The sequence below is a fragment of the Marinobacter halodurans genome, assembly GCF_004327985.1.
In the GTDB taxonomy this organism is placed as follows: Bacteria; Pseudomonadota; Gammaproteobacteria; order Pseudomonadales; family Oleiphilaceae; genus Marinobacter_A; species Marinobacter_A halodurans.
Genome location: NZ_SJDL01000010.1, coordinates 36,917 through 60,565 on the forward strand (window position 1 = coordinate 36,917; position 23,649 = coordinate 60,565).

General features: G+C 59.1%; 22 protein-coding genes and 1 tRNA gene. 6 read left to right on the top strand and 17 right to left on the bottom strand.

The features are described 5' to 3' along the window. Window positions 1-19: 19 nt before the first annotated feature. The 5 genes from EZI54_RS08295 to EZI54_RS08315 all read right to left on the bottom strand — a co-directional run bounded on the left by EZI54_RS08295 (window position 20) and on the right by EZI54_RS08315 (window position 5,568). Entirely contained in the window at window positions 20-787 is a 768-nt protein-coding gene (locus EZI54_RS08295) for a substrate-binding periplasmic protein (protein WP_165495717.1), read from the bottom strand. 112 nt (window positions 788-899) lie between these two features. Further along, window positions 900-1,301: a flagellar export chaperone FliS gene (gene fliS / locus EZI54_RS08300; RefSeq protein WP_131480912.1), complete on the bottom strand. Its 402-nt coding sequence runs from the start codon at window positions 1,299-1,301 to the stop codon at window positions 900-902. 33 nt (window positions 1,302-1,334) lie between these two features. After that, window positions 1,335-3,314: a flagellar filament capping protein FliD gene (fliD, locus tag EZI54_RS08305; RefSeq protein ID WP_131480914.1), complete on the bottom strand. Its 1,980-nt coding sequence runs from the start codon at window positions 3,312-3,314 to the stop codon at window positions 1,335-1,337. A 310-nt stretch (window positions 3,315-3,624) separates the two neighbouring features. Next, window positions 3,625-4,050 carry a flagellar protein FlaG gene (locus tag EZI54_RS08310; protein ID WP_131480916.1) on the bottom strand — a complete coding sequence of 142 codons (426 nt, stop codon included), beginning with the start codon at window positions 4,048-4,050 and terminating at the stop codon, window positions 3,625-3,627. 72 nt (window positions 4,051-4,122) lie between these two features. Beyond that, complete coding sequence (locus tag EZI54_RS08315; protein WP_131480918.1) at window positions 4,123-5,568, bottom strand: flagellin N-terminal helical domain-containing protein; 1,446 nt, start codon at window positions 5,566-5,568, stop codon at window positions 4,123-4,125. Between the two features lie 384 nt (window positions 5,569-5,952). Here EZI54_RS08315 and EZI54_RS08320 point away from each other — a divergent pair, with 384 nt between their 5' ends. The 3 genes from EZI54_RS08320 (at window position 5,953) to EZI54_RS08330 (ending at window position 10,503) form a co-directional block, all read left to right on the top strand. Continuing rightward, on the top strand, window positions 5,953-7,455 hold the full coding sequence (locus EZI54_RS08320; protein WP_131480920.1) for a flagellin: 1,503 nt from the start codon (window positions 5,953-5,955) through the stop codon (window positions 7,453-7,455). Between the two features lie 63 nt (window positions 7,456-7,518). After that, entirely contained in the window at window positions 7,519-9,402 is a 1,884-nt protein-coding gene (locus EZI54_RS08325; protein WP_131480922.1) for a hypothetical protein, read from the top strand. A 21-nt stretch (window positions 9,403-9,423) separates the two neighbouring features. Next, window positions 9,424-10,503: an FkbM family methyltransferase gene (locus EZI54_RS08330; RefSeq protein WP_165495718.1), complete on the top strand. Its 1,080-nt coding sequence runs from the start codon at window positions 9,424-9,426 to the stop codon at window positions 10,501-10,503. Between the two features lie 26 nt (window positions 10,504-10,529). Here the strand turns inward: EZI54_RS08330 and EZI54_RS08335 are convergent, their stop codons facing one another. Genes EZI54_RS08335 through rfbB form a run of 7 tightly spaced genes read right to left on the bottom strand, consistent with a single transcriptional unit; the run spans window position 10,530 to window position 17,181 of the window. Further along, entirely contained in the window at window positions 10,530-10,844 is a 315-nt protein-coding gene (locus tag EZI54_RS08335; protein ID WP_131480926.1) for a phosphopantetheine-binding protein, read from the bottom strand. Next, complete coding sequence (locus EZI54_RS08340; protein WP_131480928.1) at window positions 10,805-11,971, bottom strand: Gfo/Idh/MocA family protein; 1,167 nt, start codon at window positions 11,969-11,971, stop codon at window positions 10,805-10,807. The genes EZI54_RS08335 and EZI54_RS08340 overlap by 40 nt, the downstream gene beginning before the upstream one ends. After that, on the bottom strand, window positions 11,968-13,509 hold the full coding sequence (locus EZI54_RS08345) for a class I adenylate-forming enzyme family protein (RefSeq protein ID WP_131480930.1): 1,542 nt from the start codon (window positions 13,507-13,509) through the stop codon (window positions 11,968-11,970). Before EZI54_RS08345 ends, EZI54_RS08340 begins: the two co-directional genes overlap by 4 nt. Continuing rightward, entirely contained in the window at window positions 13,506-14,180 is a 675-nt protein-coding gene (locus EZI54_RS08350) for an LbetaH domain-containing protein (protein WP_131480931.1), read from the bottom strand. The genes EZI54_RS08345 and EZI54_RS08350 overlap by 4 nt, the downstream gene beginning before the upstream one ends. Window positions 14,181-14,185: 5 nt before the next feature. Beyond that, window positions 14,186-15,265, bottom strand: a complete 1,080-nt coding sequence (locus EZI54_RS08355; protein ID WP_131480933.1) for a DegT/DnrJ/EryC1/StrS family aminotransferase — start codon at window positions 15,263-15,265, stop codon at window positions 14,186-14,188. Then, window positions 15,249-16,130, bottom strand: a complete 882-nt coding sequence (gene rfbA / locus EZI54_RS08360) for a glucose-1-phosphate thymidylyltransferase RfbA (RefSeq protein WP_131481071.1) — start codon at window positions 16,128-16,130, stop codon at window positions 15,249-15,251. The genes EZI54_RS08355 and rfbA overlap by 17 nt, the downstream gene beginning before the upstream one ends. Before the next feature lies 1 nt (window position 16,131). Next, on the bottom strand, window positions 16,132-17,181 hold the full coding sequence (gene rfbB / locus EZI54_RS08365) for a dTDP-glucose 4,6-dehydratase (protein WP_131480935.1): 1,050 nt from the start codon (window positions 17,179-17,181) through the stop codon (window positions 16,132-16,134). A gap of 234 nt (window positions 17,182-17,415) precedes the next feature. On the opposite strand from rfbB, the gene EZI54_RS08370 reads away from it, so the two are divergent. After that, window positions 17,416-19,416 carry a tetratricopeptide repeat protein gene (locus EZI54_RS08370; protein WP_131480937.1) on the top strand — a complete coding sequence of 667 codons (2,001 nt, stop codon included), beginning with the start codon at window positions 17,416-17,418 and terminating at the stop codon, window positions 19,414-19,416. 69 nt (window positions 19,417-19,485) lie between these two features. Here the strand turns inward: EZI54_RS08370 and EZI54_RS08375 are convergent, their stop codons facing one another. Both EZI54_RS08375 and EZI54_RS08380 read right to left on the bottom strand, forming a co-directional pair. After that, window positions 19,486-20,136, bottom strand: a complete 651-nt coding sequence (locus tag EZI54_RS08375) for a TIGR04282 family arsenosugar biosynthesis glycosyltransferase (protein WP_131480938.1) — start codon at window positions 20,134-20,136, stop codon at window positions 19,486-19,488. Next, the gene (locus tag EZI54_RS08380; RefSeq protein ID WP_131480940.1) at window positions 20,114-20,824 is read right to left on the bottom strand and encodes a TIGR04283 family arsenosugar biosynthesis glycosyltransferase; all 711 of its coding nucleotides are present in this window, start codon (window positions 20,822-20,824) and stop codon (window positions 20,114-20,116) included. Before EZI54_RS08380 ends, EZI54_RS08375 begins: the two co-directional genes overlap by 23 nt. Before the next feature lie 160 nt (window positions 20,825-20,984). Here EZI54_RS08380 and EZI54_RS08385 point away from each other — a divergent pair. Further along, a tRNA-Arg gene (locus EZI54_RS08385) sits at window positions 20,985-21,061 on the top strand. 15 nt (window positions 21,062-21,076) lie between these two features. Here EZI54_RS08385 and EZI54_RS08390 read toward each other — a convergent pair. Further along, entirely contained in the window at window positions 21,077-21,766 is a 690-nt protein-coding gene (locus tag EZI54_RS08390; RefSeq protein WP_131480942.1) for an SDR family oxidoreductase, read from the bottom strand. A gap of 178 nt (window positions 21,767-21,944) precedes the next feature. Between EZI54_RS08390 and EZI54_RS08395 the strand changes: the two genes are divergently transcribed. Then, window positions 21,945-22,586, top strand: a complete 642-nt coding sequence (locus EZI54_RS08395) for a hypothetical protein (protein WP_131480944.1) — start codon at window positions 21,945-21,947, stop codon at window positions 22,584-22,586. Between the two features lie 14 nt (window positions 22,587-22,600). Here the strand turns inward: EZI54_RS08395 and EZI54_RS08400 are convergent, their stop codons facing one another. Both EZI54_RS08400 and EZI54_RS08405 read right to left on the bottom strand, forming a co-directional pair. Continuing rightward, complete coding sequence (locus EZI54_RS08400) at window positions 22,601-23,221, bottom strand: L-threonylcarbamoyladenylate synthase (RefSeq protein ID WP_131480946.1); 621 nt, start codon at window positions 23,219-23,221, stop codon at window positions 22,601-22,603. 76 nt (window positions 23,222-23,297) lie between these two features. Then, window positions 23,298-23,639, bottom strand: a complete 342-nt coding sequence (locus EZI54_RS08405) for a BolA family protein (RefSeq protein ID WP_131480948.1) — start codon at window positions 23,637-23,639, stop codon at window positions 23,298-23,300. Window positions 23,640-23,649 lie beyond the last annotated feature (10 nt).

Consider the following 23,649-nt stretch of genomic DNA (forward strand, 5'->3'; position numbering starts at 1 on the left):
GCGCCCGGAAAGTCGCTGATTAGAGAGGTAACCGGAAGATATCGGCGAGATCGCCGTCCCGCTCAAGCTGCTGGAGTGCCTCCCGGATGGGACCTTCCAACTGCGGATAACGGGCGCGGCGAGACATGTAGAGGATCCCCCGCTGCCCTTCCCGGAAAACGCGCGTGCGGAAACGGTCCGGTGACAGCTGGAGGGATTGCATGGTGCGGTAGAGGGCCTGATCACTACACAGGATGGCACTCACCCGCCCCAGCTTGAGCATTTCAATGGCCTGGAAAATGTCCCGCACCGGGAACTTGCGAATCGATGTCGCCTGCTCGAACTTCTCGCCGTAATAGGTGCCGCTGATAAAAGCCACCGGCTTACCGGCCAGCCCGTCCAGGGAAAGCTCAAAGTTGCTGTCCGACATTGCCGTCAGCATCACCTGCGTGGTGACGACGGTGCCCAGACCGATGGCGGCTTTATCCAGCAGTGGACTCTCGAACAGCACCACGAAATCGACGGTGCCTTCCAGCAGCTCACTGATGGCCCGTCGGTGGGGCCTTAATTCGTATGCAATCGGCAGATTGGCAACGGCAACCAGGCGATGTGCAAAGGTCACCAGCGTTCCGTCCGGCTGGCCGTAGCGATCCTCGAAGCCCCAGGGCCAGACTTCGGGAATGGCAAAAATGGCGGGCTCCGGTTCGTCATCCGACTTGTGATCCGCGACGACCGGCGCTGTACCGGCAATCAGGCACAGGCAGGCCAACAGGCAGACAGCGACCGGACGCCGGAAAATAGGCTTCATGTGGCAGGACAACCGCTCAAACAGGCCAACGTGGAGCCAGCATACCGGGTATACCATCAGGACCCTATTCGACTATAGGGGTCCTGCTACAGCTCTAAAAGACAGGACTCGATCAGCCGGTGGCCTGCTGGCCGGACATCACCTCGTCGCGGATACCGTCCCAGCCTTCCTTGACCTGGCGCAGCAGATCGGACACCTCGTCCAGCTTGGCCGCATCATTGAGCCGGTTCGCCTCAAACAGCGTGCGCTCGATGTAGTCGTACAGGCCTTCCAGGTGACGGGCCAGGTCGCCGCCTTTTTCGAAGTCCAGGAAGCTACGCAGACCGCCAACGATCTCGATGGCCTTGCTGATCAACCGCCCCTTGCCCTCGTAATCCCTGGCCTGCATCCGGGCCTTGGCCATGTTGATCCGTTCCAGGGCGCCGTTGTACAGCAGCTGAATCAGCTTGTGCGGATCCGCATCGGTGATGCTGGTCTGGGTATTGACCCGCTGGTATGCCTGTAAACCGTTCATAATCAACCTCTTGATTGCCTGTGCAACAACGGATTAGTTCTTGCTGTTATTGTTGGGTGCCAGGGCCGCCAACTGCTGGGTGACGTAGTCCTTGGTACTGTTGAGCTGCGAGATCAGCTTATCCGCCGCACTGAACTGCGAAACCAGGCGATCACGGTATGCGTCGATACGTGCCTGCAATTGCTCGCGATCATCGGCGATGTCATCCAGCGTGTCCTGCAGGCTGTCAGTGCGGGCCTCGATCACGCCGTCGGCACTGAGCATATCAGTGACCATGTTGACGGTACGCTCGCCCAGCCCCTCGATGTAGGTAATCGTTCCGCGATTGCCGGTCGCGTCACCGGTGATACGGACTTGCATGCCCGCCGCCTTGGACGTTCCCTCGACGAAGAGAACCTGCCCTTCGCCGGTGGCGCGTTGACCGTTGATCGTACCCGCCACGTCCTGCCCGGCGGTGCCCGTGGCAACCGACAGCCCCAGGTCGGCTGCGCTGTTGGTATCCACGGACGTGATGCTCACGTTCGATTCGCTGCCGTAGGTGCCGGACTTGAAACTCAGCGCACCACTGGTGGCATCAAAATCCACCTGCACTTTCTTGCCGGTGGCGCTGAGGGCGCCGCTGCTGTTGAGCTGCGTCTGGATTTCCGCAGCCAGTTGATCCCGTGTGTAGGTGCCTGCGGTCAGTTGGATGCTGACCGATGTCTCACCGTCGATCTTGAACGACAGGTTGTCGTTGTTGCTGTCAACCGTCACCGAACCGGTTCCGACATTGGCGCCAGTCAATGCGCCCTGGGTCGCCGCCTGGGTGACGTTAATGCTGTACTCACCGGGTTCGGTGTTGATGTTGCTGCTGATAAACTCGACCTGGGCATCCGAGGCACGTCCCTGCTCACCGAACAGCGCGGCAACATCATCCGGATGCTTCGTCAGCTGCTCCTGAAACTTGCCGGCGTCAAAGGTCAGTTGTCCGGTCTTGTAGTCCGTGGTAATCCCCACATCCGCCAGGGAGCGGACACCCGCGTTCTCCAGCCCGGGAACGACACCGGTGAGCATGCTGCGGAGCTGGTTCTGTATGCCCCGCACCGTGGCATCGCCGGACAGCAAACCACCGGTCTGGGTCTCTGCGTTGTAACCGGCAAGCCCCTGGATAGTCTGCTGCAATGCATTGAACTTATCGACAAACGACTGAACCCGGTCGGCAACGGCGCCGGTATCCTGGGTCACCTTGACGGTCGAGGTCACGCCCTCCGCCTTCACATCGAACGTCAATCCGTCCACGACATTATCGATGGTATTGGAGGACCGCGTAATGGTAATGCCGTTCACCTGCACGACGGCATCCTTCGCCGCAACCGTTTCGGTGAGATTCTGGGTCGTGTCGTTGAAGACAAACTGGGACAGACCGGAGCCATCGGTATTGTTGCCGTCGCCGTCATTGACGGAAATCCGGATGGCATTGTCAGTACCGGTCTCATCGGACGACAGCACCAGTCGATATCCATTGCCGGTATCGATTACCCCTGCATTGGCGCCAATACCCGCATCGTTAATGGCGTCGGCAATCCCCTGCAGGGTGTTGTTGGAGCTGTCGATGTCGATGTTCTTGACTTCGCCGCCCACGCTGAGGCTGATCCGGCCGGTACCAATAGCGGTGCTATCCTTGTCATTAAAGGTGCCGGATGCCAGGGACTGGGCCTGCGCCAGACTGTCGACCTGGATGGTGTAATTGCCGCGACTGGCGGACGCGCTGTCGACCGACACTTCGACATCGTCGTTGGATGACGTGGCGGAAAAGGCCTTGAGGTTCTCGACCGAACTCAACTGGCGCATGGGCAGACGCAGCTCGGTAATGGCACTGCGCAGCGTCCCATAGGCCGAGATCAGCGCCTGGGTTTCCTTTTCCTTGCTGTCCAGCCGGTTCGCCGTGGGCTTCCGCTCGGCCTCGACCAGTTGGTCCACGAGGTCTGACGTCAGTACGCCGGAACCGATACCCAATGAAGAAATGTTTGCCATGTCGATCGCCTCCCCAGGAAGGCTGCCTGTCCATTTGTACGCTTATCGGCCGCAAGCGGCAAAACTTTGCCAGTCGGGACCACCAATTTGTAACAGCATGTATCCGGAGCCGGGTGCGCCCCGCAGATCAAGTTCTGCTGCTATGCCACCGCTCTCGCCAATCGGCGGCGCGAGAACCTAATCCGTTGATACCAAAGGCCAGATCCACACTAAAACCTCACAGCCTGAATGCAGAACACCGCCGGCTTCTCACGAAGGCGGCGGTGCTGAAGTCCCGTTATCCTTGACCGGCTAAAGAAGCGGCAAGCTTCTACACTTCGATGTTGAATAACGTCAGCGGTTCATCCTGCTGCAAATTTTCGGCCAACCTCAAAGCCACATCGTCCGGAATCTGTCGAATAACCTCTTCCGTCTTCTGGTCCACCACACGTACGATCGTCTTGCCGGAGTCGTTATCGACCTCGAACTGCAGGTCACGCTGCACGGTCTGGACAAAATCATTGAGGCGGGAAACGGCTTTATCGAGAGATTCCTTCTGGGCCTCCTCCTGCTTTTCCATCCGCTGCACTTTCGAAAGCTGCTGCGGCTGGTCGAGCGATACAACATTGGAAACATGCTGGACTCGAGCGGAAGGCTTGGTTCCTTCTGCCTGAGGTGACGCAGACGCCCGAGCCGGAGCTTGTTCACTGGGGCGAACCAGCTTCAAATCCGGGCTGTTCAGGTTTACGTCAGTCATAGCTCACCTCGCTATCCTCATGCGGCGAAAAGCCGGCCCCCGAAGGGACCGACCGTTGCCGTGCTACCCCTATTACTGCAGGAGGGACAGAACCTGCTGCGGACGGGCGTTAGCCTGTGCCAGGACAGAGATACCAGCCTGCTGGAGCACCTGTGACTTGGACAGCTTCGCTGTTTCGGCGGCGAAGTCCGCGTCCAGGATCCGGCTTTGCGCTGCTGACAGGTTCTCAGAGGTGGTCGCAATCGCATCGATGGTTGATGAGAAGCGGTTCTGGATCGCACCCAGGTCAGCGCGCTGGCTGTTGATGGAGGTCAGCGCGGCGTCGATGGTTTCGATCGCAGCATTCGCACCGTCAGCCGTGGTGATGTCGATCGCGGCGACGCTTTGGAGTTGCCCGCTTTCGGCCGTGCTGCTGACAACCTCGTCAGCGTTACCCACGATGCTGAAGGCAGAGCTGGAGCTGAAGTCGACTTCGCCGGTCACACGGGTGCTGTCATTGCCCCCGGCCACCAAGCTCGCAGTGGATCCGTCTGCAGACGTTACGGTGACGTTGGCAGAAGAGTCAGCAATGACGATGTCGTCACCCGCGTCGCTCTCGAGCAGTACGTTGCCGGAATCGTCGAGGCTCGCCGTGATACCCGTGGTCGCGGATGCATCGTTGATAGCCGTAACCAGCGCGCTGTTATCGCCAGACTCGACCGTCGCAGAGATGGTGATTGCGGTACTGTTCTCACCCGTCAGATCGAAAGAAACTGTACCAGCGCTCAGGCCGGAGATGGTCGCCTCAGTATACGCATCGGCGCTTACACCCGTCTTGGAGGTCAATTCATTGACGGACGCAGCGATATCACTGGCTGTGGCGTTCGCACCAAACTCGGCCAGCTCCGTTGCACCATTACCGGAAACGGTGATGTTGCCTGCAGCAATACCATTGCCACCGGGATCATCAGCAGCAGCGGCCGTCAGGTTACCAGTCAGCGTGCCGTTGCTGGTATCTGCGGTGTAGTTACCGATATCGGTCGCACGCGCACTGCCCAGGGACACGTTAATGGTCTGGTTGGCGTTAGCGCCCACCTGGAACTGGGAGTTGGTGAACTCACCGTTCAGCAGCGTACGGCCGTTGAAGTTGGTGGTGTCAGCGACACGGTTCAGCTCGGCCTGCAACTGGGTGACCTCAGCCTGCAGCGATTTACGGTCGGTGGACGAGTTGGTGTCGTTGGCGGACTGCACGGACAGCTCGCGAATACGTTGCAGCAGGTCGCCGGCCTGGCCCAGGGCGCCTTCAGCGGTCTGCGCCAGGGAGATACCGTCGTTGGCGTTGCGCTGGGCAACGTTCAGACCGCGGATCTGCGCGTCAAAACGGGAGGAAATGGCCAGGCCCGCGGCATCGTCCTTGGCGGAGTTGATGCGAAGACCGGAAGACAGACGCTCCAGAGCCTGATCCGACAGAGACTGGGACTTGTTCAGGTTGTTCTGAGCGGACAGTGAAGCGACGTTAGTGTTGATACCGAGAGCCATGATGCTTCTCCTATAAAACCTATGTTTCTCTTGTGGAAGAGGTCTGGCGCCCGTCCTCGTTTATTGGGTGCGCCGCCCTGCTGTAGTGCTTAACGGCGCCCATTACGGTTCCTTTAGAAAAAACTTCCGAGTTTATTGTTAACTAATGTAAAAGCGGCAAAGGCCTGCCACGTTACCCCGCCAACGACTCGTCACGCCTGCCGGGATACTCGCCCGAAAGAAAAGATTTAATCGATATATTTCATAGCCTTAAAGCGATAAAAAGAAAACTGGCATGACCTTCGCTTTGTGCCGCTCAGGAATGCTTTTTTCTGAACAACGGCCGGCAGGGCGTCCTTGTGATCGGGCACTGAGCTACCGGCTTCTCTGAATAGGGAGAGCGATATGCCTCAGATTATCAACACGAACATTGCCTCGCTGAATGCCCAGCGAAACCTGAACACATCCCAACGGGACGCCGATACCGCACTGCAACGCCTGTCTTCCGGTCTTCGCATCAACTCCGCCAAGGACGATGCCGCGGGCCTGGCGATCTCGGAGCGTTTCACGTCGCAGATCAGAGGCCTCAACCAGGCTGTGCGCAACGCCAACGACGGTATCTCCCTGGCGCAGGTCGCCGAAGGCGCGCTGGATGAATCCGGCGAGATCCTGCAGCGCATCCGGGAGTTGTCCGTGCAGTCCGCCAACTCAACCAACTCCGCTTCCGACAGGGCCGCCCTGCAAAGCGAGGTAAACCAGCTTAAACAGGAGCTGCAACGTGTTGCGGACACCACCGAGTTCAACGGTCTCAAGCTGCTTGACGGTTCCTTCCAGGCGCAGACTTTCCAGGTGGGTGCCAACGAGAACCAGAGCATTTCGGTGTCGGTAACCGGCGCGACCAATGAAGACCTGGGGAATTACTCAGTCGAGAGTGTCAACGATCAGGACAACCTGGGTTCTGGATCACCGTCAGCAGTAGCGGGAAACCTGACGGCGACCAGCCACCCGATTGCCGCGCAGAACCTGACCGTTGCCAGCGCTCTTGACCAGGTCGATATCGCGATCCCTGCCGGCGCTTCGGCGGCGGACATCGCCGCACAGGTCAACAAAGAGGAAGAACGCACCGGCGTGACGGCCACCGCCCGCACCGAAACGACGCTGACCACCAATGCGGCCGGTACCGTTACGTTCGACCTCAGTTCCGGCGACCAGGTATCAACGATTTCCGCGTCCATCAGCGACCCCAACGATCTGTCGGAGCTGGCCTCGGTCATCAACAAGGCCGCAGGCCAGACCGGTATCAACGCGCGGGTTGAGGACAACACCCTCGTCCTGACCCAGGATGCCGGCAAGGACATCCAGATCGAGAACTTCTCCCACAGCGGCCCGGGCAACATGACCGTCGCCGGGGTAACCGGCAGTGGCGCGTCGACCGACCTGATCGGCAATGACGATACCCAGGACTCGGTTGTGGTGACCGGCACCGTCGACTTCTCGTCCTCCGGTGCCTATGCGGTGAGCTCCGACATCGACAACACGGCCGGCTCCCTCTTTAACGTGGTCGCCGATACGCCGGTCGGTGCCCAGCGGGAGACGGTGTCGAGTATTGACATCAGCACCGTCGAAGGCGCCAACAACGCGATCTCCATCGTCGACGGCGCCCTGGCTGTAGTGAACGGCATCCGGGCGGATCTGGGTGCGGTGCAGTCGCGTTTCCAATCCACAATCGCCAACCTCAGCACCACGTCGGAAAACCTGACCGCTGCCCGCTCACGGATCCAGGACGCCGACTTTGCCGCCGAAACCGCGGAACTGGCACGGACACAGGTCCTACAGCAGGCAGGCCTGTCCATCCTGGCCCAGGCCAACGCACGACCGCAGCAGGTATTGCAGCTGCTGCAGGGCTAAACTAGCCTTTTGGGGTGGCACAGGCGTGCTACCCCGTTCCCTCCCGCTGTTTAAGGACCTGCCGTGACGATTGCCTCGCTTGAGAAAAAACTGTTTACCCGTGACGACGCGGGCTTCAAGAAAGAACTGTTCGACATTCTCGATGCAATCGAAAAAGGCAACCCCGTCCTGGGCGGTGAGCGGCTGACACAGGCCGGCGAGGCTCGCCGATCGCCGGGCATCCACCCGCTGCACAAAGACGCCAGTCTTTTCGACAACCAGAACGCGGTTCAACGACTGGCCACATGTATCACCGGGTTTCTCTGCGCCCCGCAACTGGAGCTGACGACGCTGGAGGCCCGCAAACTCGTCTTTTACAAGACGCATCTCACCGACATCTTCTACCTGTCTGACTTCGGCAATCTCGATCACGTCATGATATACCGGGATCTCTGGTCTCCCGAGGGCGGCTTCCAGCTCAAGACCGATGCCGACATCTTCCTGCTGATGATCTGCTGGACGATCAACAGCGAGATGGTAATGCCGTTCGACACCCTGAACGAACGCATTCCGCAAGAGATGCTCTACATGCTGACCTCTGTCTTCTACCAGCTTGAGCAGATTCAGACATCCAGGGGTTACGATAATTTTGAGATAGCCTTCAACGCCTTTCTCAGGTTACCGGATGGCTTGGACATCACTTTGTGCAGAGTCATGCTGGTTAACATCTGGATGGGCTGCTCCTACTGGGACATCCCCAACCGGCACTCGATCAAGGCCAGGATCAACCGGTTGATCCGCTCGGCTAACCCCACGGTGGAAACCCGTGAAGCCGGTCCGATGAATAAGCGTCCCAAAATCGCCATTATGCTCGAACGCTACCGTTCCGATCATGCCGTATACCGGTGCTTCCATGCCTATATCTCGGAGCTGAAGGATCATTATGAGGTGTGCTTCTTCGTTGATGAGAAGGATGTGGACGACGTTAGCAAGAACGACGCTGACCACTGTGTTTTCGTTGAAGGCAATCCCAAGGACATCCGCAAAATCGCAAAGCAGGTCAATCACTATCGACCCGACGTCATTTTCTATCTCTCGCTCGGCATGAACATCTGGACGGTGCTTCTCGCAAACTTTCGCCTGGCACCGGTGCAGATCATGGGCTATGGCCACCCGGCATCCGCCTACACCGACACCATCGACTATGGCTTTCTCGTCGGATGGCTGCCCGGCCCTGATTACCAGTCACTGTGCACCGAAAAGGTGATTAACTTCACGATTGATAGTGGTAGCGATATTGAGCTCCACCCCCGGACCGACCTGTCCCTGCGAGCCCCGGTCAACGAAACTTCAACGTCCGTCGTCCATATTGCCGTAAACAGCTCGTTGATGAAGATCAGTGACCGCGTGTTGCAGGTATGCCGGATGCTCAGGCAGCACTCTGAAAAGCCAATCGAGTTCCACTTCTTTCCGGCTCATGAGCGGGGTTTCAAGTTACTCGCCTTCCAACGCAAACTCGCCGGAATTTTTGGCAGTGGATTTCATGTGCATCCGCCATGTCATTATGAACTCTATATGCAGACACTGGCGCAGTGCCATTTTGCGATCGGGACATTCCCCTTTGGGGGCACCAACACCAACACCGATTCCGTTCTGCTCAGCCAGCCCAAGCTCTATCTCAAAAGTGAGGGCGACCTCGCAGAGCTCACCGACTACTGTAATTTCGCCCGTTTCGATCCCGAAGCCGGCTTTGTCTTTTCGACAGAACTGGAACTCATCGCCACCGCAATCGTCTGGATACACAATCCGAGCGAGCATGCGGATGCAGTCAAAAGGGCCGGCAGAATGCGCGATGTCCTACTCAACACACTGGCCACGTCGAGCGATTTCAAGCGCCAAGAAAACCTCAGTTTCCTGCGAGGCTTTAAACACCTGATAGCCGGTGAGCCGGCCAACAGCTTGATATAGATGAAACTCCCGGGGAAAGCCATGACGGTATCGGCAAAAGCAAAAACCGAATATGCTCGCAAATTCTGCAAGGCTTTCGAGCTCTCCGGGCGGCCCAAGTTTATTCTTGGGACCAACGAATACGCCCTTAGCGTCGCGGAACACATCGATATAGACGGTTACCTCAACGACTTTACCCAGCAAAAGGAATTCCATGGCAAGCCCATCATTCCCATCGATGACGTGCCCGCCGATGCGCTGGTCCTGACTGCTGTTGTCTATCGCCCCAAATCGGCCCGATCGAGAGTCAAATCCTATCCTTTCGACAGTCTTGACTACTACGCTTTCGCCAAGCACACCTCCCTTAGCATCAGGGACATCGAGTACTGGCAAGGCTTTCAAGAGGACCTCGAAACTCACGCGGAAGCCTACCAGCGGCTCCATGATCGCTTCGAGGATGAGGAATCACGCCTGTGCTTCTCCCGGCTCATCGCGTTTCGGCAAAGTTACGACATCGACCATATGGAAAGCTTCAATTGTCGGGAGGACGAACAGTACTTCGAACCTTTCCTGAACCTGAAAACCAGCGGAGAAGTCTTCGCCGACATTGGCGGTTTCGACGGCAAGACCACCCTGCAGTTCATCCATCATTGCCCGGACTACAGGCGAATCCATTATTTCGAGCCTTCTGCCGAGAATATGCGGGCATCGAAGCGAATCCTGTCCGGAATTCGGGATGTTGAGTTCCATGCGGAGGCTCTATCCAATCATACGGGTCCGGTAAGCTTTGCTTCCGACGGCAGCAGTTCGCGTGTTGCTACTGATGGAGAGGGCCTTGATACGATCACGGCCGTTCGGTTCGATGAACTCGTGAGCGAGCCCACGACCTTCATCAAGATGGATATTGAGGGTTTTGAGCATGCAGCCCTAGCGGGTGCTGAAGCACATATCCGCGCCTACAAGCCTCGCCTGGCGGTCTGCGTCTATCACCGTCCAGACGACTTCCGGACGGTTCCCGAGCGGGTTCTGTCTTATTATCCGGACTACAGGGTATATCTCCGACACTACATGGAGGGCTTCACAGAAACCGTCATGTTCTTCGTGCCTCCGGGGCTGGAGTAACCGTCCAGCGGAAATCCCATCCTGTCCTAATCGAGCCGTTTCTCACGGATGAGGTCGGCCAGCCCACCTACGGTCTGGAACGCCTCTCTTTCAAAATCCTCATCCTCGAATTCAATATCAAAGTGCTCTTCCAGCTCGGCAATAAAACCCAGGAGTGAAAGCGAGTCGACGTGTCCGGCCGAAAGGTATTCGTAATCTTCCAGATCCCCTTCTTGCGGAAGTGGCCCACGCTTTTCCAACGCGCCGGCAATAGTGCCGACAACCTCAGCACGGAATTCCGGGTCCTTGCGTGAATACCGGGTCATTGCTTGGTACTGCCTTTTGGCTTGAGATAGATCCATTTTTCCTGCTTTGCTGATGCCACCACAGCATCGAGCAGACGTATGCCTTCCGCCGCATGTTGCACACCGAAAACATGGGGTGAACTGACCGGTCGGCCTTCCTTGAAATCGATAACAGCATCGGCCAGATCCTCGTAGAGGTTGGCGAAGGCCTCTATGAAACCTGCCGGATGGCCCGCCTTGAAGCGTTCGTAGCGACGCTGGCTGGCGTAGCTGACATCTCCCGCCCGGTCGAGGATTTCCCGTCGGCCATCTGCGTGGTTCAGTAGCAGTTCCTCAGGACTGGTTTGCAACCACTCGGCACTTGCCTGGCGGCCAAAGACCCGAACACGCAGGCCGTTGCGATATCCCAGGGCGGACTTGCTGTACCACATCTGGCATTGCATACCATCCTCGTACCGCAGCAGACAGGACACGTTATCAACGACACCATCGAACCAGCCGTGGCTGTCCTGGTCAGCGACAACCTTCGCCGGCTGTTTGTCCGTCAAATATTGGTTCAGGTGATGAAGATGCACCGCGAGATCCAGATAGATCGTTGGTATATCACCATCCTTGAGTCGCCAGGACTGGGGACAGGGGCGATCGCCCGACGCGGTGAGTCGAATGAAGCCCTCCTGGGGCATCTCGATCTGGACGTGTAGAATCTCGCCCAACTCCCCCGCAAAGATCTTATGACGGAGCTCCCGCAACATCGGGTAACCGCTGTAGTTATAGGTGACAGCCAGGAACCCGTGCGTTTCTTCCAGGACATGTTCGATGCGCTCTATTTCCTGACGATTGCAGGCCAGCGCTTTCTCGCAGATCACCGGATAGCCGGCCCTGAGCGCTGACTCGACCATTTCCGCGTGACAAGGCGTGGGCGTGAGAATAACAACGGCGTCAGCCTTGCCCCTCTCATCCTCCAGAAGGGTCTTCCAGTCCGGATAAAGCCGCTCCGGCGATACCCCCCAGCGCGCTGCTGTTTCCGCGTTGACCTCGGGGCGCGTGCTGAAACACCCCGCAGCCAGTCTCCAGCGGTGGTCCATCTGGCTGGCGACACCATGTGTATAGCCGACGGCCGATACGATAGAGCCGCCGATGAAAGCTAATTCCAGGGGCTTAGGTTGCTTTTGGTTCAAGCTCATACCTCGAATACCGGGGTCATGTTTTTCGCCTGCTCGGCAATAGCCCGTCGATCTATCTTGGATAAACCACTCCGGGGAATCGCGTCGAAAGCATAGATACGACGAGGTTGCTGGTAGTCACTCAGCTCCCGTAAACATAGCAGGCGCACGCGGCGTATCAGTTTTCTATCCAGATCCGGAGCCACGAGAGCAACCGCAACGGCCTCGCCCAGGGTAGGATCCTCCACCGCGAAAACCGCGCACTCGACCACCAATGGATCGCTGTTGACGACATCCTCTACATCCCTCGGATAGACATTGATGCCGCCGGTGATAATGGTGTGCTTGTGCCGCCCCAGGAAGTACAGGAAACCGTCCTCATCGAGCATCCCGATGTCGCCGGTACGAAAGTAGTCTCCGTGCATTGCGGCCTGGGTCGTTTCAGGCAAGTCGTAATAACCGGAAAAGGCCAGTGGACTGGCGACTTCGATTTCGCCAGCCTCGCCGGCGGGAAGGGGATGGTCATCATCACCGACCACTCGAATGTCCACACCAGGCACCGGATACCCGACGGAATTCCATTTTTCCGGGAATGCGGTGGCATTCAGGTCGGAGACTGTCGCGACCTCTGAGGCACCGTAGCACTCATGGAACTCACCATCAAAGACCGCCATGAAGGCCTTCTTGCTATCAAACGATAGCCGCTCCGATGACGAGACCAGCACTCGCAAACACCTCGGCAGGCACTCTCCCCTGGCATGACAATGGTCGATGATGCGCCGGACCTGCGTGGAGACAATCATGGTGAACGTGACCTTCTGACGCTCCACCTGCTCCAACCAGGCGTCAACTGAAAAATGGGTTTGCAGCACGCTGGTAGCCCCCGTCATCAAAGGCAGCAGAACGAGACGCTCGGCCAGCGAGTGGTACAGGGGGGTACAGGCGATGACCACGTCGTCTTCAGAGAGACCATACAGCGCACATGCACTTTGAGCGCGGGCTACTTTTGTTTGTTGGCTAAGAATGATGGGCTTGGGATCGCCGGTCGACCCCGATGTCAGCGTCAGGATAAAAGGGATGTCCTTCCCGGTCTCATCAAGGGGCACCTGCCCGCTGGAGGCCTCGGCCCCGTCACGGCGAGTCCGAAGCTTGTCATACCCGTCGACGTCGCCACCGACGGTCAGCCAGCGTATATGGCCGTCCTCGAGGTATTGACCGAGTTCCTGGACACGGGCATGCCAGACAACGCAGATCTTTACGCGAGTTCGGTTAAAGACTGCTCCAATGGCCCGTGGCCCAAGGCTCATGGAGTGAGGCACAAGCACCAGGCCGCATTTGGCCGCTGCCATCAGCAGAATCACGAACTCGCGGCAGTTCGGTAGCAAAACCCCGACATGATCGCCCTGGCGCAGTCCGACCTCCCTTAAATGGGTAACAGCCGCCTCGACGGCGGAGTCGAGTTCCCGGTAGGTCTCCTGTTGCCCGTCGATCACCAATGCCGTCTTGTCAGGGAATCGGGCGACCTGCCTTGCAAAGCGGGAATAGATCAGTTCGTTCATACGACCTTCATCAACCTCAGAAAGGTCTCACTTTTAAAGCGGTGTCGAATAGCCTGGTCGGAAAGCAATACGTCCCCCGCCTCCGAACTCTTCGCCAGGAAGGTGTTCGCCGCGACAAACGTTTCAGGAGCCACATCGATACCATGGGCAGCTGAAGCGTTCATACCGAACACCGACCGATCGCCAATACGGGTCTCACCGCCTATAGCGACGCCACTATTCAGCCAACCACCGTCTCCCATTATTGTCCCGTGACCGAGGTTCACGTGGCTGCTCAGGAAATTGGCGCAGCCCAACTGGGACCAGGGGTGGATGACGGCGTACTCAAGGATGATGTTGTTGTCACCAAGCTCTGTCGACGGATACAGACGAACCGAACGGTCGACGAAGTTCGCCAGCCTGTAACCTTTGCTCCTGGCCAGCGCACAACGCTCTATCCGGATCCGGTTCATTCCCGTATAACCAACGGCCACCAGCATCTTATAGCGACTTGGCGCGTAACGTTCCTCGACGTCCTCAAATGGAACCAGCGGCAGGTCGCGAAACGTCGGGAATTCGATGAGCCGCCGCTCCACGGTGAAAGCCACCACCTCGTACTGCAGCGACACGATCTCGGCCATCATCCGGGCCATGTGACCGTTACCGTAGATAATCAATTGATCACGTTTCATACTCTTTACTTATCCGGTGTCGCCGATTTGACGATATTGCAGATGTCGTGGATCTGCGGCGAAGTCAGGCCGACAAAGATCGGCAGACAGAGTACACGATCAGCTTGCTGCCGACCGGCATCGGTAAACTGCCTGGAGTAGAGGCCCAGGGTTCCGAGCGCCGGATAGAAATAGCCGCGGCTGTCGTAGCCTCCCCTGGCCAACTGTTCCCTGACCCGGTTCCGATGGGCCATGTCCCGGCAAAGGATGGGGGCATAGGCGCCGTTTAACGAGGCATCGGCTGAAAATTCGGGCATCTCGACCCAGTCTCCGAGCTCCCTTCGATACTGATTCCGGACGGCACACCGCTGCTCGATGATCTCGTCAACACTTTCCAGCACAGCAAGCCCCATCGCGGCGTGCAGCTCGCTCATTTTGGCATTGATGCCAACCTCAACAGGCATGCCATCCCGAAAGCCGAAGTTGATCATCCTGTGCGCCACCTCAAGGTCGCTCGAGTCCCTGAAAACGACGGCGCCGCCTTCACCACTGTGAAACAACTTGGTGGCGTGAAAACTGATCGTCGCTGCATGCCCCCACCGCAAAAGGCTTCTTCCTTTATAATCGACGCCAAAGGCATGGGAGGCATCGTAGATCAACTTGAGGTTGCGTTTCCGGGCAAGATCTTCAAACGCCTCCACGGCGCATGGATTGCCATAGGTATGAACGGGAACAAGTGCGTTTGTAGAGGCATCAACGATTTGAGCTGCCGACGCGGGGTCCAGGTTCAAAGTAGCGGAGTCGATGTCCGCGTAGCGGGGCTCCACCCCTTGCCATGCCAGCGCCGAGCTCGTCGCCGGGAACGTAAAGGGCGTCGTTACGGCAGTCCCGCCATTGATACCCAGTGCCTTTGCAGCAATCTGGATCGCCAACGTGCCGTTCCCGACCAGCAACATGTTCTCAACCCCGAGATGCTCTTCCAGACGGGACGTAAGCTCCTGGACCAGCGGGCCGTTGTTAGTCAACTGGCGCGACGCGTAGACCCGGTCCAAGTAATATTCGAGCCTGTCGCGAGGCGGAAGGAAGGGCCTAGTCACCGGAATCATATTCATCCACCAGATTGCGAACGTAGTCGCCATAGCCATTGCTGGCCTGGAACGACGGCAGTTTGCGGATATCGTCAGTCGATAACCACCCTTCGTTTAAGGCGATTTCCTCGAGACAGGCAATCTTGAAGCCCTGCCGCTTCTCAATCGTTTCCACAAACTGGGCCGCCTCCAACAGACTCTCGTGGGTGCCGGTATCGAGCCAGGCGAAACCGCGTGTCAGCTTTTCAACAGCCAGCGCCCCCCGCTCAAGATACACCTGATTGATGGATGTGATTTCCAGCTCCCCGCGTTCCGATGGTTTGATGGAGCGAGCAATATCGATGACGTCGTTGTCGTAAAAATAGAGTCCGGTAACGGCGTAACTGGACTTGGGTCGATGGGGTTTTTCTTCCAGCGAGATGGCGCGCCGGTCCCTGTCGAATTCGACCACACCAAACCGCTCGGGATCACGTACCTGGTAGCCAAAAATCCGGGCACCCGCCTCCAACCCAGCGGCCTCCCGGAGTTTTGGCGAGAAGCCCTGCCCGTAGAAGATGTTGTCGCCGAGAACCAGGCAGACGGAATCTCGTCCTATGAAGTCCGCCCCGATCAGGAACGCCTGCGCCAGCCCTTCAGGCGCCCTTTGAACGGCGTATGACAGGTTGATGCCGAAGCAGCCGCCATCGCCGAGAATGCGCCTGAAGCTGTCATGGTCCTCTGGTGTCGTGATGATGAGAATGTCACGAATACCGGCCAGCATCAGAACCGACAAGGGATAGTAGATCATCGGCTTGTCATAGACAGGGAGCAGTTGCTTGGATACCCCCATGGTAATGGGGTAGAGCCGCGTCCCGGAGCCACCGGCAAGAATGATGCCTTTCATCCTATCCACTGCCTCCCGCACCCTGACGGCTTCCATCTGCGCCACTTCCATACAGCCATTCCCGATTGTCGACATACCAGTCGACGGTCTGGCGAATGCCGGACTCGAAGGTGTACTGCCGAGACCACCCCAGGGCCGTCAATGCTTCGCTGGGAGAAACGGCATAGCGGCGATCATGGCCGGGGCGATCGTCGACGAACCGGATTAGTTGCCGGTAGCCATGCGGTCGGGGCAGCCGCAGTTGAAGGTGATCGCAGATGGCCTCGACGACCTCAAGATTGGTCCGCTCCGATTGCCCGCCGACCAGGTAGGTTTCACCAACCTGCCCCTGGCTTAATATCCGGAACAGCGCCTTCGCATGATCATCGACATGCAACCAGTCCCGGATCTGGTCACCCCGCCCATACAACGGCAGTGGCTCTCCCCGCAGTGCGTTGAAGATGGTGAGAGGAATCAGCTTCTCCGGGTATTGAAACGGGCCGTAGTTGTTCGAGCAGTTACTTAACACCACGGGGACGCCATAGGTGCGCCCCCATGCCCGGACCAGATGGTCCGATGCGGCCTTTGTCGCCGCATAGGGCGAGCTTGGCGAATAGGGTGACGCCTCGGTAAACGGCAGGGCATCCGGCGCCAGATCGCCAAAAACCTCATCCGTGCTGATGTGATGGAAACGAAAGCGGGACCGCTCCATGGCGGATTGCCGCTTCAGGTAATGCCTGGATGCCTCCAGAAGAACAAACGTCCCGACAACATTGGTCTGCACACAGGCCTCCGGCCCATCAATCGAACGATCGACGTGGGACTCGGCAGCCAGATGCATGATGGCATCAGGGTGGTATTGTTCAAACACCCGTTCCACGGCCGTTCGATCGCAAATATCCACGGCCTCAAAACGGTAACGGTCGCTGCCACGCACAGCATCCAGTGCTTCCGGCGTGGCTGCATAGGTCAGCTTGTCCAGATTAATCACAAAGACATCGGTCTGCTGGACCAAAAACCGGATCAAAGCGGAACCAATAAAGCCCGCGCCTCCAGTAACAAGTACCTTCATGTTGTTCTTCAACTCGTTGCGGCAACACTGAGCATAGCGGAGCAACATCCGTACCGAAACTCTCTGGGCCTCTTTATTTCAATCGCACCCTTTGAAAACAGAGGATTATCGGTACATCCGCAAGATTGGCACAGCTTTCGCCTTACTTCCCTCAACAACGGTCTACGGCCAGAAAAGCTGCAGATTCTTGCCGCCCTCCTTCGAAAAGCGGCCAGAACGATCACGAGGTGAAACATGCAGGCACAACACCACCCCCAAGTCGCTTCACGGACCCAGGCGAGCATCGCGCGGCTGCTACTGGCCGCCAACAGCGCCTACGGTGAGTCCAATCGACCGGACAACGGCTATACCCAGCGCGTTGAAGCCCGGGCTGAAAGCCGGCAGTTGCTGGCGCAGGTGATGGAACTGACTCATGACAACGCAGCCGCCTGGGGCCTGCTGGGCCGCCTGGAAATGGACGACGGCAACCTCGATACCGCCCGGGCCCTGTTTGAGCGCAGCCTAGACATCAACCCGGACCAGGCCCAACAGTACACCAACCTCGGCTACTGGGCCCTGGCCTGCGAGCGTCCGGCCCTGGCCGAGCAGTACTTCCAGGAGGCTCTGCAGCGGGACCGGCAGTCTGCCGCCGCTTTCTGCGGCATTGCCCATGCCAAGCGCCGGCTGGGCCAGTTCGACGTGGCCTACCTGCATTACCGCAAGCTGCTGCAGCTTGATCTGAACTGGCCATCGGTGTGCACGGGTATGGTGACGTGCGCCAGCCACCTTGAGGTAGAGTGTGCCGACCACGAACTGGCCTACGACGCCATCACACTGCTCAGCCGCGATGACGTTGCCCATCAGGACCTCGGCCGCTTCGCCGCCGCCATCCTGTGCCAGCAGTACGACCTGGACAATCCCAATGCCGCGGTCCTGCTCGAAGCCGCCGCCGAGGATGAGTTGCTCCTGCTAGCCCTGGAAAAGACCCTGATGCCGGATATCCGGGTCGAAAACCTGGTGACCCTGCTGCGTCATGCCATCCTCACCGAAATCGCACAAACCGCCACACTGCGCCCTGAGGTTCATGGTCTCGCCGTAGCCATCGCCCTGTATGCCGACCGGGCCGGTTACGCGCTGTTGGTCGGCGATGAAGAAGAGCGGATGATTGACGCCATCAACAACAGCATCCGCGCGCAGTTCGCCATGGGCGAGCCGCTGGAGGATATCGCGGGCTCGCTGATGATCAGCGCCATGTACGGCGCCCTGTTCCACCAAACCTTCGCCGTGGACATCGGCCGCTGGAACCTGACGCAGTGGCCGGTCGGCCTGCAGCCGCTCCTGGCTGCCAGCTACTACCATCGCGCAACGGAAGAGGCCATCAAACAGCCCTTCGAGGAAAAGGCCGCTGAACTGACCCTGGAACGGGCCGACGTACCGCAGGCCTGGCCGGCCTGGCAGACCCTGTCCCGCCACAGCGAGAGCAGCCTCAAAGCCATCATGAGGACCAAGCTGGGGCTGGATACCGACACCCTGCCGGAGACCCTGCGTATCCTGGTATGCGGTGCCGAGTCGGGGCAACGGGCGCTGGAACTGGCTGCCTCCCTCAGCGACGTGGAAGTCGTGGCCGTGGACGAGTCGCTCTCAAACATCGCACGGGCCAGTCGCACGGCACAGGAGATGGGGCTGCATCATATCGTGTTCTGGCCCTGGTCCCTGGCCAACCGGTTTATTGCCGATGGCCACCGGGTGCACTGGGTCGAGGTCGGGCGCCTTCCGTCGGAGCAGTTGCACGCGTTGTCGCTGGCCAGACTGGTGGACCAGGCCAGTGGCCATGGTGCCGTCGTGCACCTGCACACCCGGGTTGACGGTGATTCGGAGGCCGACCGCCACATCCGCCAGCTTATCCGGCAGCACAATCTGCCGGAGACCCGGGCATCCCTTCGCCGCCTGCGACGCATGATCATCAACAATGCGCAGGATCAGGAACTGGGCGCGCTGCTTCGCGAGGATGATTTCTACGGTCTGGGTGGCTGCTATAACCGCTGGTTCCGCCCGCAGGACGAAACCCAACTGGAAGGACTGATTGGCCTGCTCAGCAACGAAGTCAACTGGAAGCTGGTTCGCGCCCAGGACAGTGACGGCCACAGCCTCGCACTGGCGCCGGTCCAGAAGCAGCTGCAAGCGGAGGCGACGGGCAGTGATGTCCAGAGCGTACAGGGGCAGCCGCTGACGTTGTACTTCATGAAACGGCGATAGCTCCCCCTCTTCCTGCCCTGAAGCAGCCCCGCCCGTCGCCGACGGGCGGGGCTGCCCGTAGCCACCGGATCAGCTTGCGAATCGACCTGCCAGGAAACGCTGCCAGTCGGTGACGTCGTCGACATCCCACCGGTTTGCCAACTGCCTGACGGAGAATCCGGCGTCTGACAAGGCCGCCAGTGTCTGCCCCAGGACACTTGCCGTTCCCCATTCGATCCCGGTCAGCGTATCGCCCAGGTCGCGACGGGCGCCGATCAACACAAAACCACCATCATCCGACGGTCCCAGAACCACATCCACCTTATCGAGCGCTGCATACGCCTGCTGGATGTAACCCGAATCCACGGAGGGGCAATCGCTGCCCACGATAAGCGCTTTGGGAGCCTGTGCCAGCCCCGAGCTGAGTGCGTGAGCCATACGCGCACCCAGATCCACGCCTTCCTGACTGAACTGGGGCACGCCAAGCGTGCAAAGCCGCTCCAGCAACTCGTGAGCGTGGGACACGCTGGGTGGCTGCGGCCGATCCCACCAGAATGCCAGGGGGTAGCCCGACGCCACCAGGTTATCGAGAACGGCACGGGTCAGGAGAAGGTGAGCCTCAAGGGCCTGATCCGCCCCGATCACAGCGGCCAGACGGGTTTTCACACGGCCGTATTCAGGCCATTTGGCAAACTGGATCAGCATGCCACCGGCCGGATCAGTCCGCTCGGGTGTTCGCATCGGGATAGTAGACCTCGGCCAGCTTCAGGGGATCTTCGCCGCGCCAGTAACGCCAGCGCAACTGCCACATCAACAGCATGGTCCTGAAGACCCCCTTCTGCTCCCAGCGGCGGCTGTCCGTCGTCACCCGGGAGCGGACGCAGTAGGGGCGAGAGAGCGCCAGCAGGCGCCGGCTGAGGGCGATGTCCTCCATTAATGGCAGGGACTCGAAACCGCCGACTTCCTGGAAAATGACGCGACGCACGAACATGGCCTGATCTCCCGTCGCGATTCCGGTGACCCGGGAACGCTGGTTCATGAACCAGCCGATCACCCGGAAGACCAGTCGCTCACCGGAGAGACGTACGTCAAACCGGCCCCAGGCCTCCGGGCTGTCAACGAATTGCTGGAGTTGGTGCAGGGCATCCAGGGGAAGACGGGAATCGGCATGCAGGAAGACCAGCACTTCGCCGCCCGCCAGTGCAGCGCCAGCATTCATCTGGTTCGCCCGACCTCGCGGCGACGAGACCAACTGATCGCAAAGCGGTTCGGCGAGATCCCGGGTTGCATCGCTGCTGCCGCCATCCACCACGATCACTTCGTGCCCCTGATCGCGCCAGCCCTGCAGATCGTTCAAGGCAACGACAATCCCTTCCGCCTCGTTCAACACAGGCAAGACGAAGGACACATGCAGGGGAACGGTTCCCAAGGAAAGCTCCGTGACATCACGTCAGAAAGGATTCCTCTAAATTAACAGGTTCGCGGCCGGTCGGCCAAGCCGAAAAGACGATTCCGGCAAACGCAAACCGGCCTTCTCTACTGCATAGGTTGAGCCAGACGCACCCCATGGGTATCATACCGGACCGTTTGCCCCCGTAGCTCATCTGGATAGAGCGGTCCCCTCCTAAGGGACAGGTAGCAGGTTCGAGTCCTGCCGGGGGCACCACTCCAGACCCGCCAGTCACTCCACCCTGGGCGTCGGCCGCACCAGGATTTCGTTGACATCCACGTGTGGCGGCTGCGACACCGCATAGATGACGGCACGGGCGATGTCCTCATCGACCAGGGCATGATCCGGCTTTTCGTCGAAGAACGGGGTATCGACCATGCCGGGCTCGATCAGCGTCACGCGAATCCCGGAGCCGCGTAGCTCTTCCCGAAGACCGTAACCGATCGCTGAGACTGCCCACTTGGTCGCGCTGTACATAGACCCCGGAATGGTCGCCCGGCCCGCCGCCGATCCGGTCAGCAGGACGTGTCCCTTCGACTCGCGCAGCGCCGGCAACGCGGCCTGCAGGGTCAGGCCAACGCCATAGACATTGGTCAGGATCATGTCCCGCCAGGCTTCATGATCGGCACCACTGAAGCCTCCCGGGGAACCGCCCCGACCGGCGTTGGCAAAGACCACATCCAGTCGACCGAAATGATCCAGCGTCTGCCTGACCACCGCTTTCTGCTGATTGAAATCCTGGACATCGCAGGTCAGGGCCAGCGCCTGCGATTCACCGCCCAGCTCATCCTTCAGCAATCTCAGCTTGTCCGCGGACCGCGCCGCCAGCACCAGGCGATAACCTTCCCGGGCTGCCGCCCGTGCGGTCGCCGCCCCGATGCCTGAGGATGCGCCCGTTATCAGCATGACTTTGTCCGTCATTGTCATTCCTCCTGTTCGATGCACGCGTTGGGGGAAGCATCTACGTCCGAACCTACCACGTGGACCTCAGCGCGTTGCAAGTGCCCGCCCCCGCTCACCGCAGCCCGCCAACCTGGCCCGTATTATGCACATCGACTCCTGCAAGCGTTGAAACCATGACGTTCGGGGATTGAGAAACATGTCTCTGCTGACATCACTGATGCGGGCCGGCACCAGCTTCCAACAGGCCACAGAAAACCGGGCAGCCCAGAGGGCGGCCGCACAGGCGGGCGCTGGGGCCGAAGTCGAGAAACCGTCCGCAGCGGACGGTGACAGCGTCACCATCAATGGCGGCGATACCGTCAAGGCATCCAGCAAGCTGTCCGTGAATTCGTTCAAGCAGAACGTGGGGCAGGATCATGCCTTCGTCAAGGAGACGCTGCGGCATAAACTTGCCGAATACAGCCTGAATCCGGCAACGCGGATTGCCGTCTCCAAAAACGACGCGGGTAATTTTTCGGTCAACGCACTGATGCCGGAATCGACCCGCCAGCAAATAGAAAAGGACCTGGACAACAACAAGGCGTTTCGCGAGGCGTTTGGCCGGCTCAGTGTCAACGAACCGACCGTTTCATTCGTGGATACCGCCCTGCGCCTGAACCAGGCCTATGGGGTCAACAACAGGGTGCTGGACCAGATCGTCAGTGACAACCAGCAATTCAATGGACTGCAGGACCTGGCCCACCGCTACGACAGCCTGCGCCGGAACGCCAGCGCCACCGTACTGGAAGCGGCCGGCCAGAGCCGTCAGTTCGCCTTCAGCCTGAACACCCGGGCCTGATCCCGCCGCTTCACCTACTGGAATGGGGCGGGATCGCCCTTGCCCACCCGGACGACTTCCGGCACTTCCCCGCAGAAGTTGACGACAGTCGTGGGCTCGAATCCACAGAAGCCGCCATCAATGATCAGGTCCAGGTCATGTTCGAGGGTTTCACGGATCTCGTAGGGATCCGTCATCGGTTCCGTCGCCCCCGGCAGTATCAGCGTGCTGCTCATGATCGGCTCGCCCAACTCCGCCAGCAGGGCCTGCACGATGGCGTTATCGGGCACCCGCAGACCAATCGTACGGCGCTTGGGATGCAGCAATCGCCGCGGCACTTCACTGGTGGCATCGAGAACGAAGGTATAGGGCCCCGGCGTGAAATTCTTGAGCAGACGGTACTGCGTGTTATCCACCTTGGCGTACTGCCCGATGTCGGAGAGATCGCGGCACACCAGCGTGAAGCTATGCTTGTCGTCCAGTCGCCGAATGCGCTTGATGCGCTCGGTCGCCTGCTTGTCCTCGAGTTGGCAGCCAATGGCGTATGCGGAATCCGTGGGATAGACCACGACCCCACCCTTGCGCAGGATATCGACCGCCTGGTTGATCAGGCGCAGCTGTGGGGTTTCCGGATGAATCTGGAAGAACTGGCTCATGGGACATCCTTTTGGGTTGAGCAAGATAGGCCACCCGGCCGGGACCGGTGCGATGGCGATGGTTTCAGCGGCTCGATCAGGATCCAGCCTTGTCGTGGCGCGAACCGCCCATACACTGGGGCGATGACGGCGACACACCATTACGGGCCTGCCACTCTTCCGGCGTATACAGATGCAGGGCGAGGGCATGAACACCTGCCTGTAGTTCTGCGCCGAGCACGCCGTAAATGGCCTGGTGACGCTTGACCCGGTTCTTGCCGGCGAAATCGTCGCTCACCAGGGTCACCTTGAAATGCGTCTCCGAGTTCGGGGGCACGCTGTGCATGTGACTTTCGTTCTCGACGAGCAGATGGGCCGCCAGGAAACCCTCGCTGAGTTTCTGTTCGATTGCGGTCTGGATGGGTGCCGTTTCGGCCATAGACTACCTC

Coding starts and splice junctions, on each gene's coding strand:
- fliD (WP_131480914.1), bottom strand. CDS start 3,314: ATGGCAAACATTTCTTCATTGGGTATCGGTTCCGGCGTACTGACGTCA.
- rfbB (WP_131480935.1), bottom strand. CDS start 17,181: ATGAAGGTACTTGTTACTGGAGGCGCGGGCTTTATTGGTTCCGCTTTG.
- EZI54_RS08330 (WP_165495718.1), top strand. CDS start 9,424: ATGACGGTATCGGCAAAAGCAAAAACCGAATATGCTCGCAAATTCTGC.
- EZI54_RS08355 (WP_131480933.1), bottom strand. CDS start 15,265: ATGATTCCGGTGACTAGGCCCTTCCTTCCGCCTCGCGACAGGCTCGAA.
- EZI54_RS08295 (WP_165495717.1), bottom strand. CDS start 787: ATGAAGCCTATTTTCCGGCGTCCGGTCGCTGTCTGCCTGTTGGCCTGC.
- EZI54_RS08370 (WP_131480937.1), top strand. CDS start 17,416: ATGCAGGCACAACACCACCCCCAAGTCGCTTCACGGACCCAGGCGAGC.
- EZI54_RS08345 (WP_131480930.1), bottom strand. CDS start 13,509: ATGAACGAACTGATCTATTCCCGCTTTGCAAGGCAGGTCGCCCGATTC.
- EZI54_RS08320 (WP_131480920.1), top strand. CDS start 5,953: ATGCCTCAGATTATCAACACGAACATTGCCTCGCTGAATGCCCAGCGA.
- EZI54_RS08375 (WP_131480938.1), bottom strand. CDS start 20,136: ATGCGAACACCCGAGCGGACTGATCCGGCCGGTGGCATGCTGATCCAG.
- EZI54_RS08315 (WP_131480918.1), bottom strand. CDS start 5,568: ATGGCTCTCGGTATCAACACTAACGTCGCTTCACTGTCCGCTCAGAAC.
- EZI54_RS08340 (WP_131480928.1), bottom strand. CDS start 11,971: ATGAGCTTGAACCAAAAGCAACCTAAGCCCCTGGAATTAGCTTTCATC.
- EZI54_RS08350 (WP_131480931.1), bottom strand. CDS start 14,180: ATGAAACGTGATCAATTGATTATCTACGGTAACGGTCACATGGCCCGG.
- EZI54_RS08390 (WP_131480942.1), bottom strand. CDS start 21,766: ATGACGGACAAAGTCATGCTGATAACGGGCGCATCCTCAGGCATCGGG.
- EZI54_RS08400 (WP_131480946.1), bottom strand. CDS start 23,221: ATGAGCCAGTTCTTCCAGATTCATCCGGAAACCCCACAGCTGCGCCTG.
- EZI54_RS08310 (WP_131480916.1), bottom strand. CDS start 4,050: ATGACTGACGTAAACCTGAACAGCCCGGATTTGAAGCTGGTTCGCCCC.
- EZI54_RS08335 (WP_131480926.1), bottom strand. CDS start 10,844: ATGGATCTATCTCAAGCCAAAAGGCAGTACCAAGCAATGACCCGGTAT.
- rfbA (WP_131481071.1), bottom strand. CDS start 16,130: ATGAAAGGCATCATTCTTGCCGGTGGCTCCGGGACGCGGCTCTACCCC.
- EZI54_RS08395 (WP_131480944.1), top strand. CDS start 21,945: ATGTCTCTGCTGACATCACTGATGCGGGCCGGCACCAGCTTCCAACAG.
- fliS (WP_131480912.1), bottom strand. CDS start 1,301: ATGAACGGTTTACAGGCATACCAGCGGGTCAATACCCAGACCAGCATC.
- EZI54_RS08405 (WP_131480948.1), bottom strand. CDS start 23,639: ATGGCCGAAACGGCACCCATCCAGACCGCAATCGAACAGAAACTCAGC.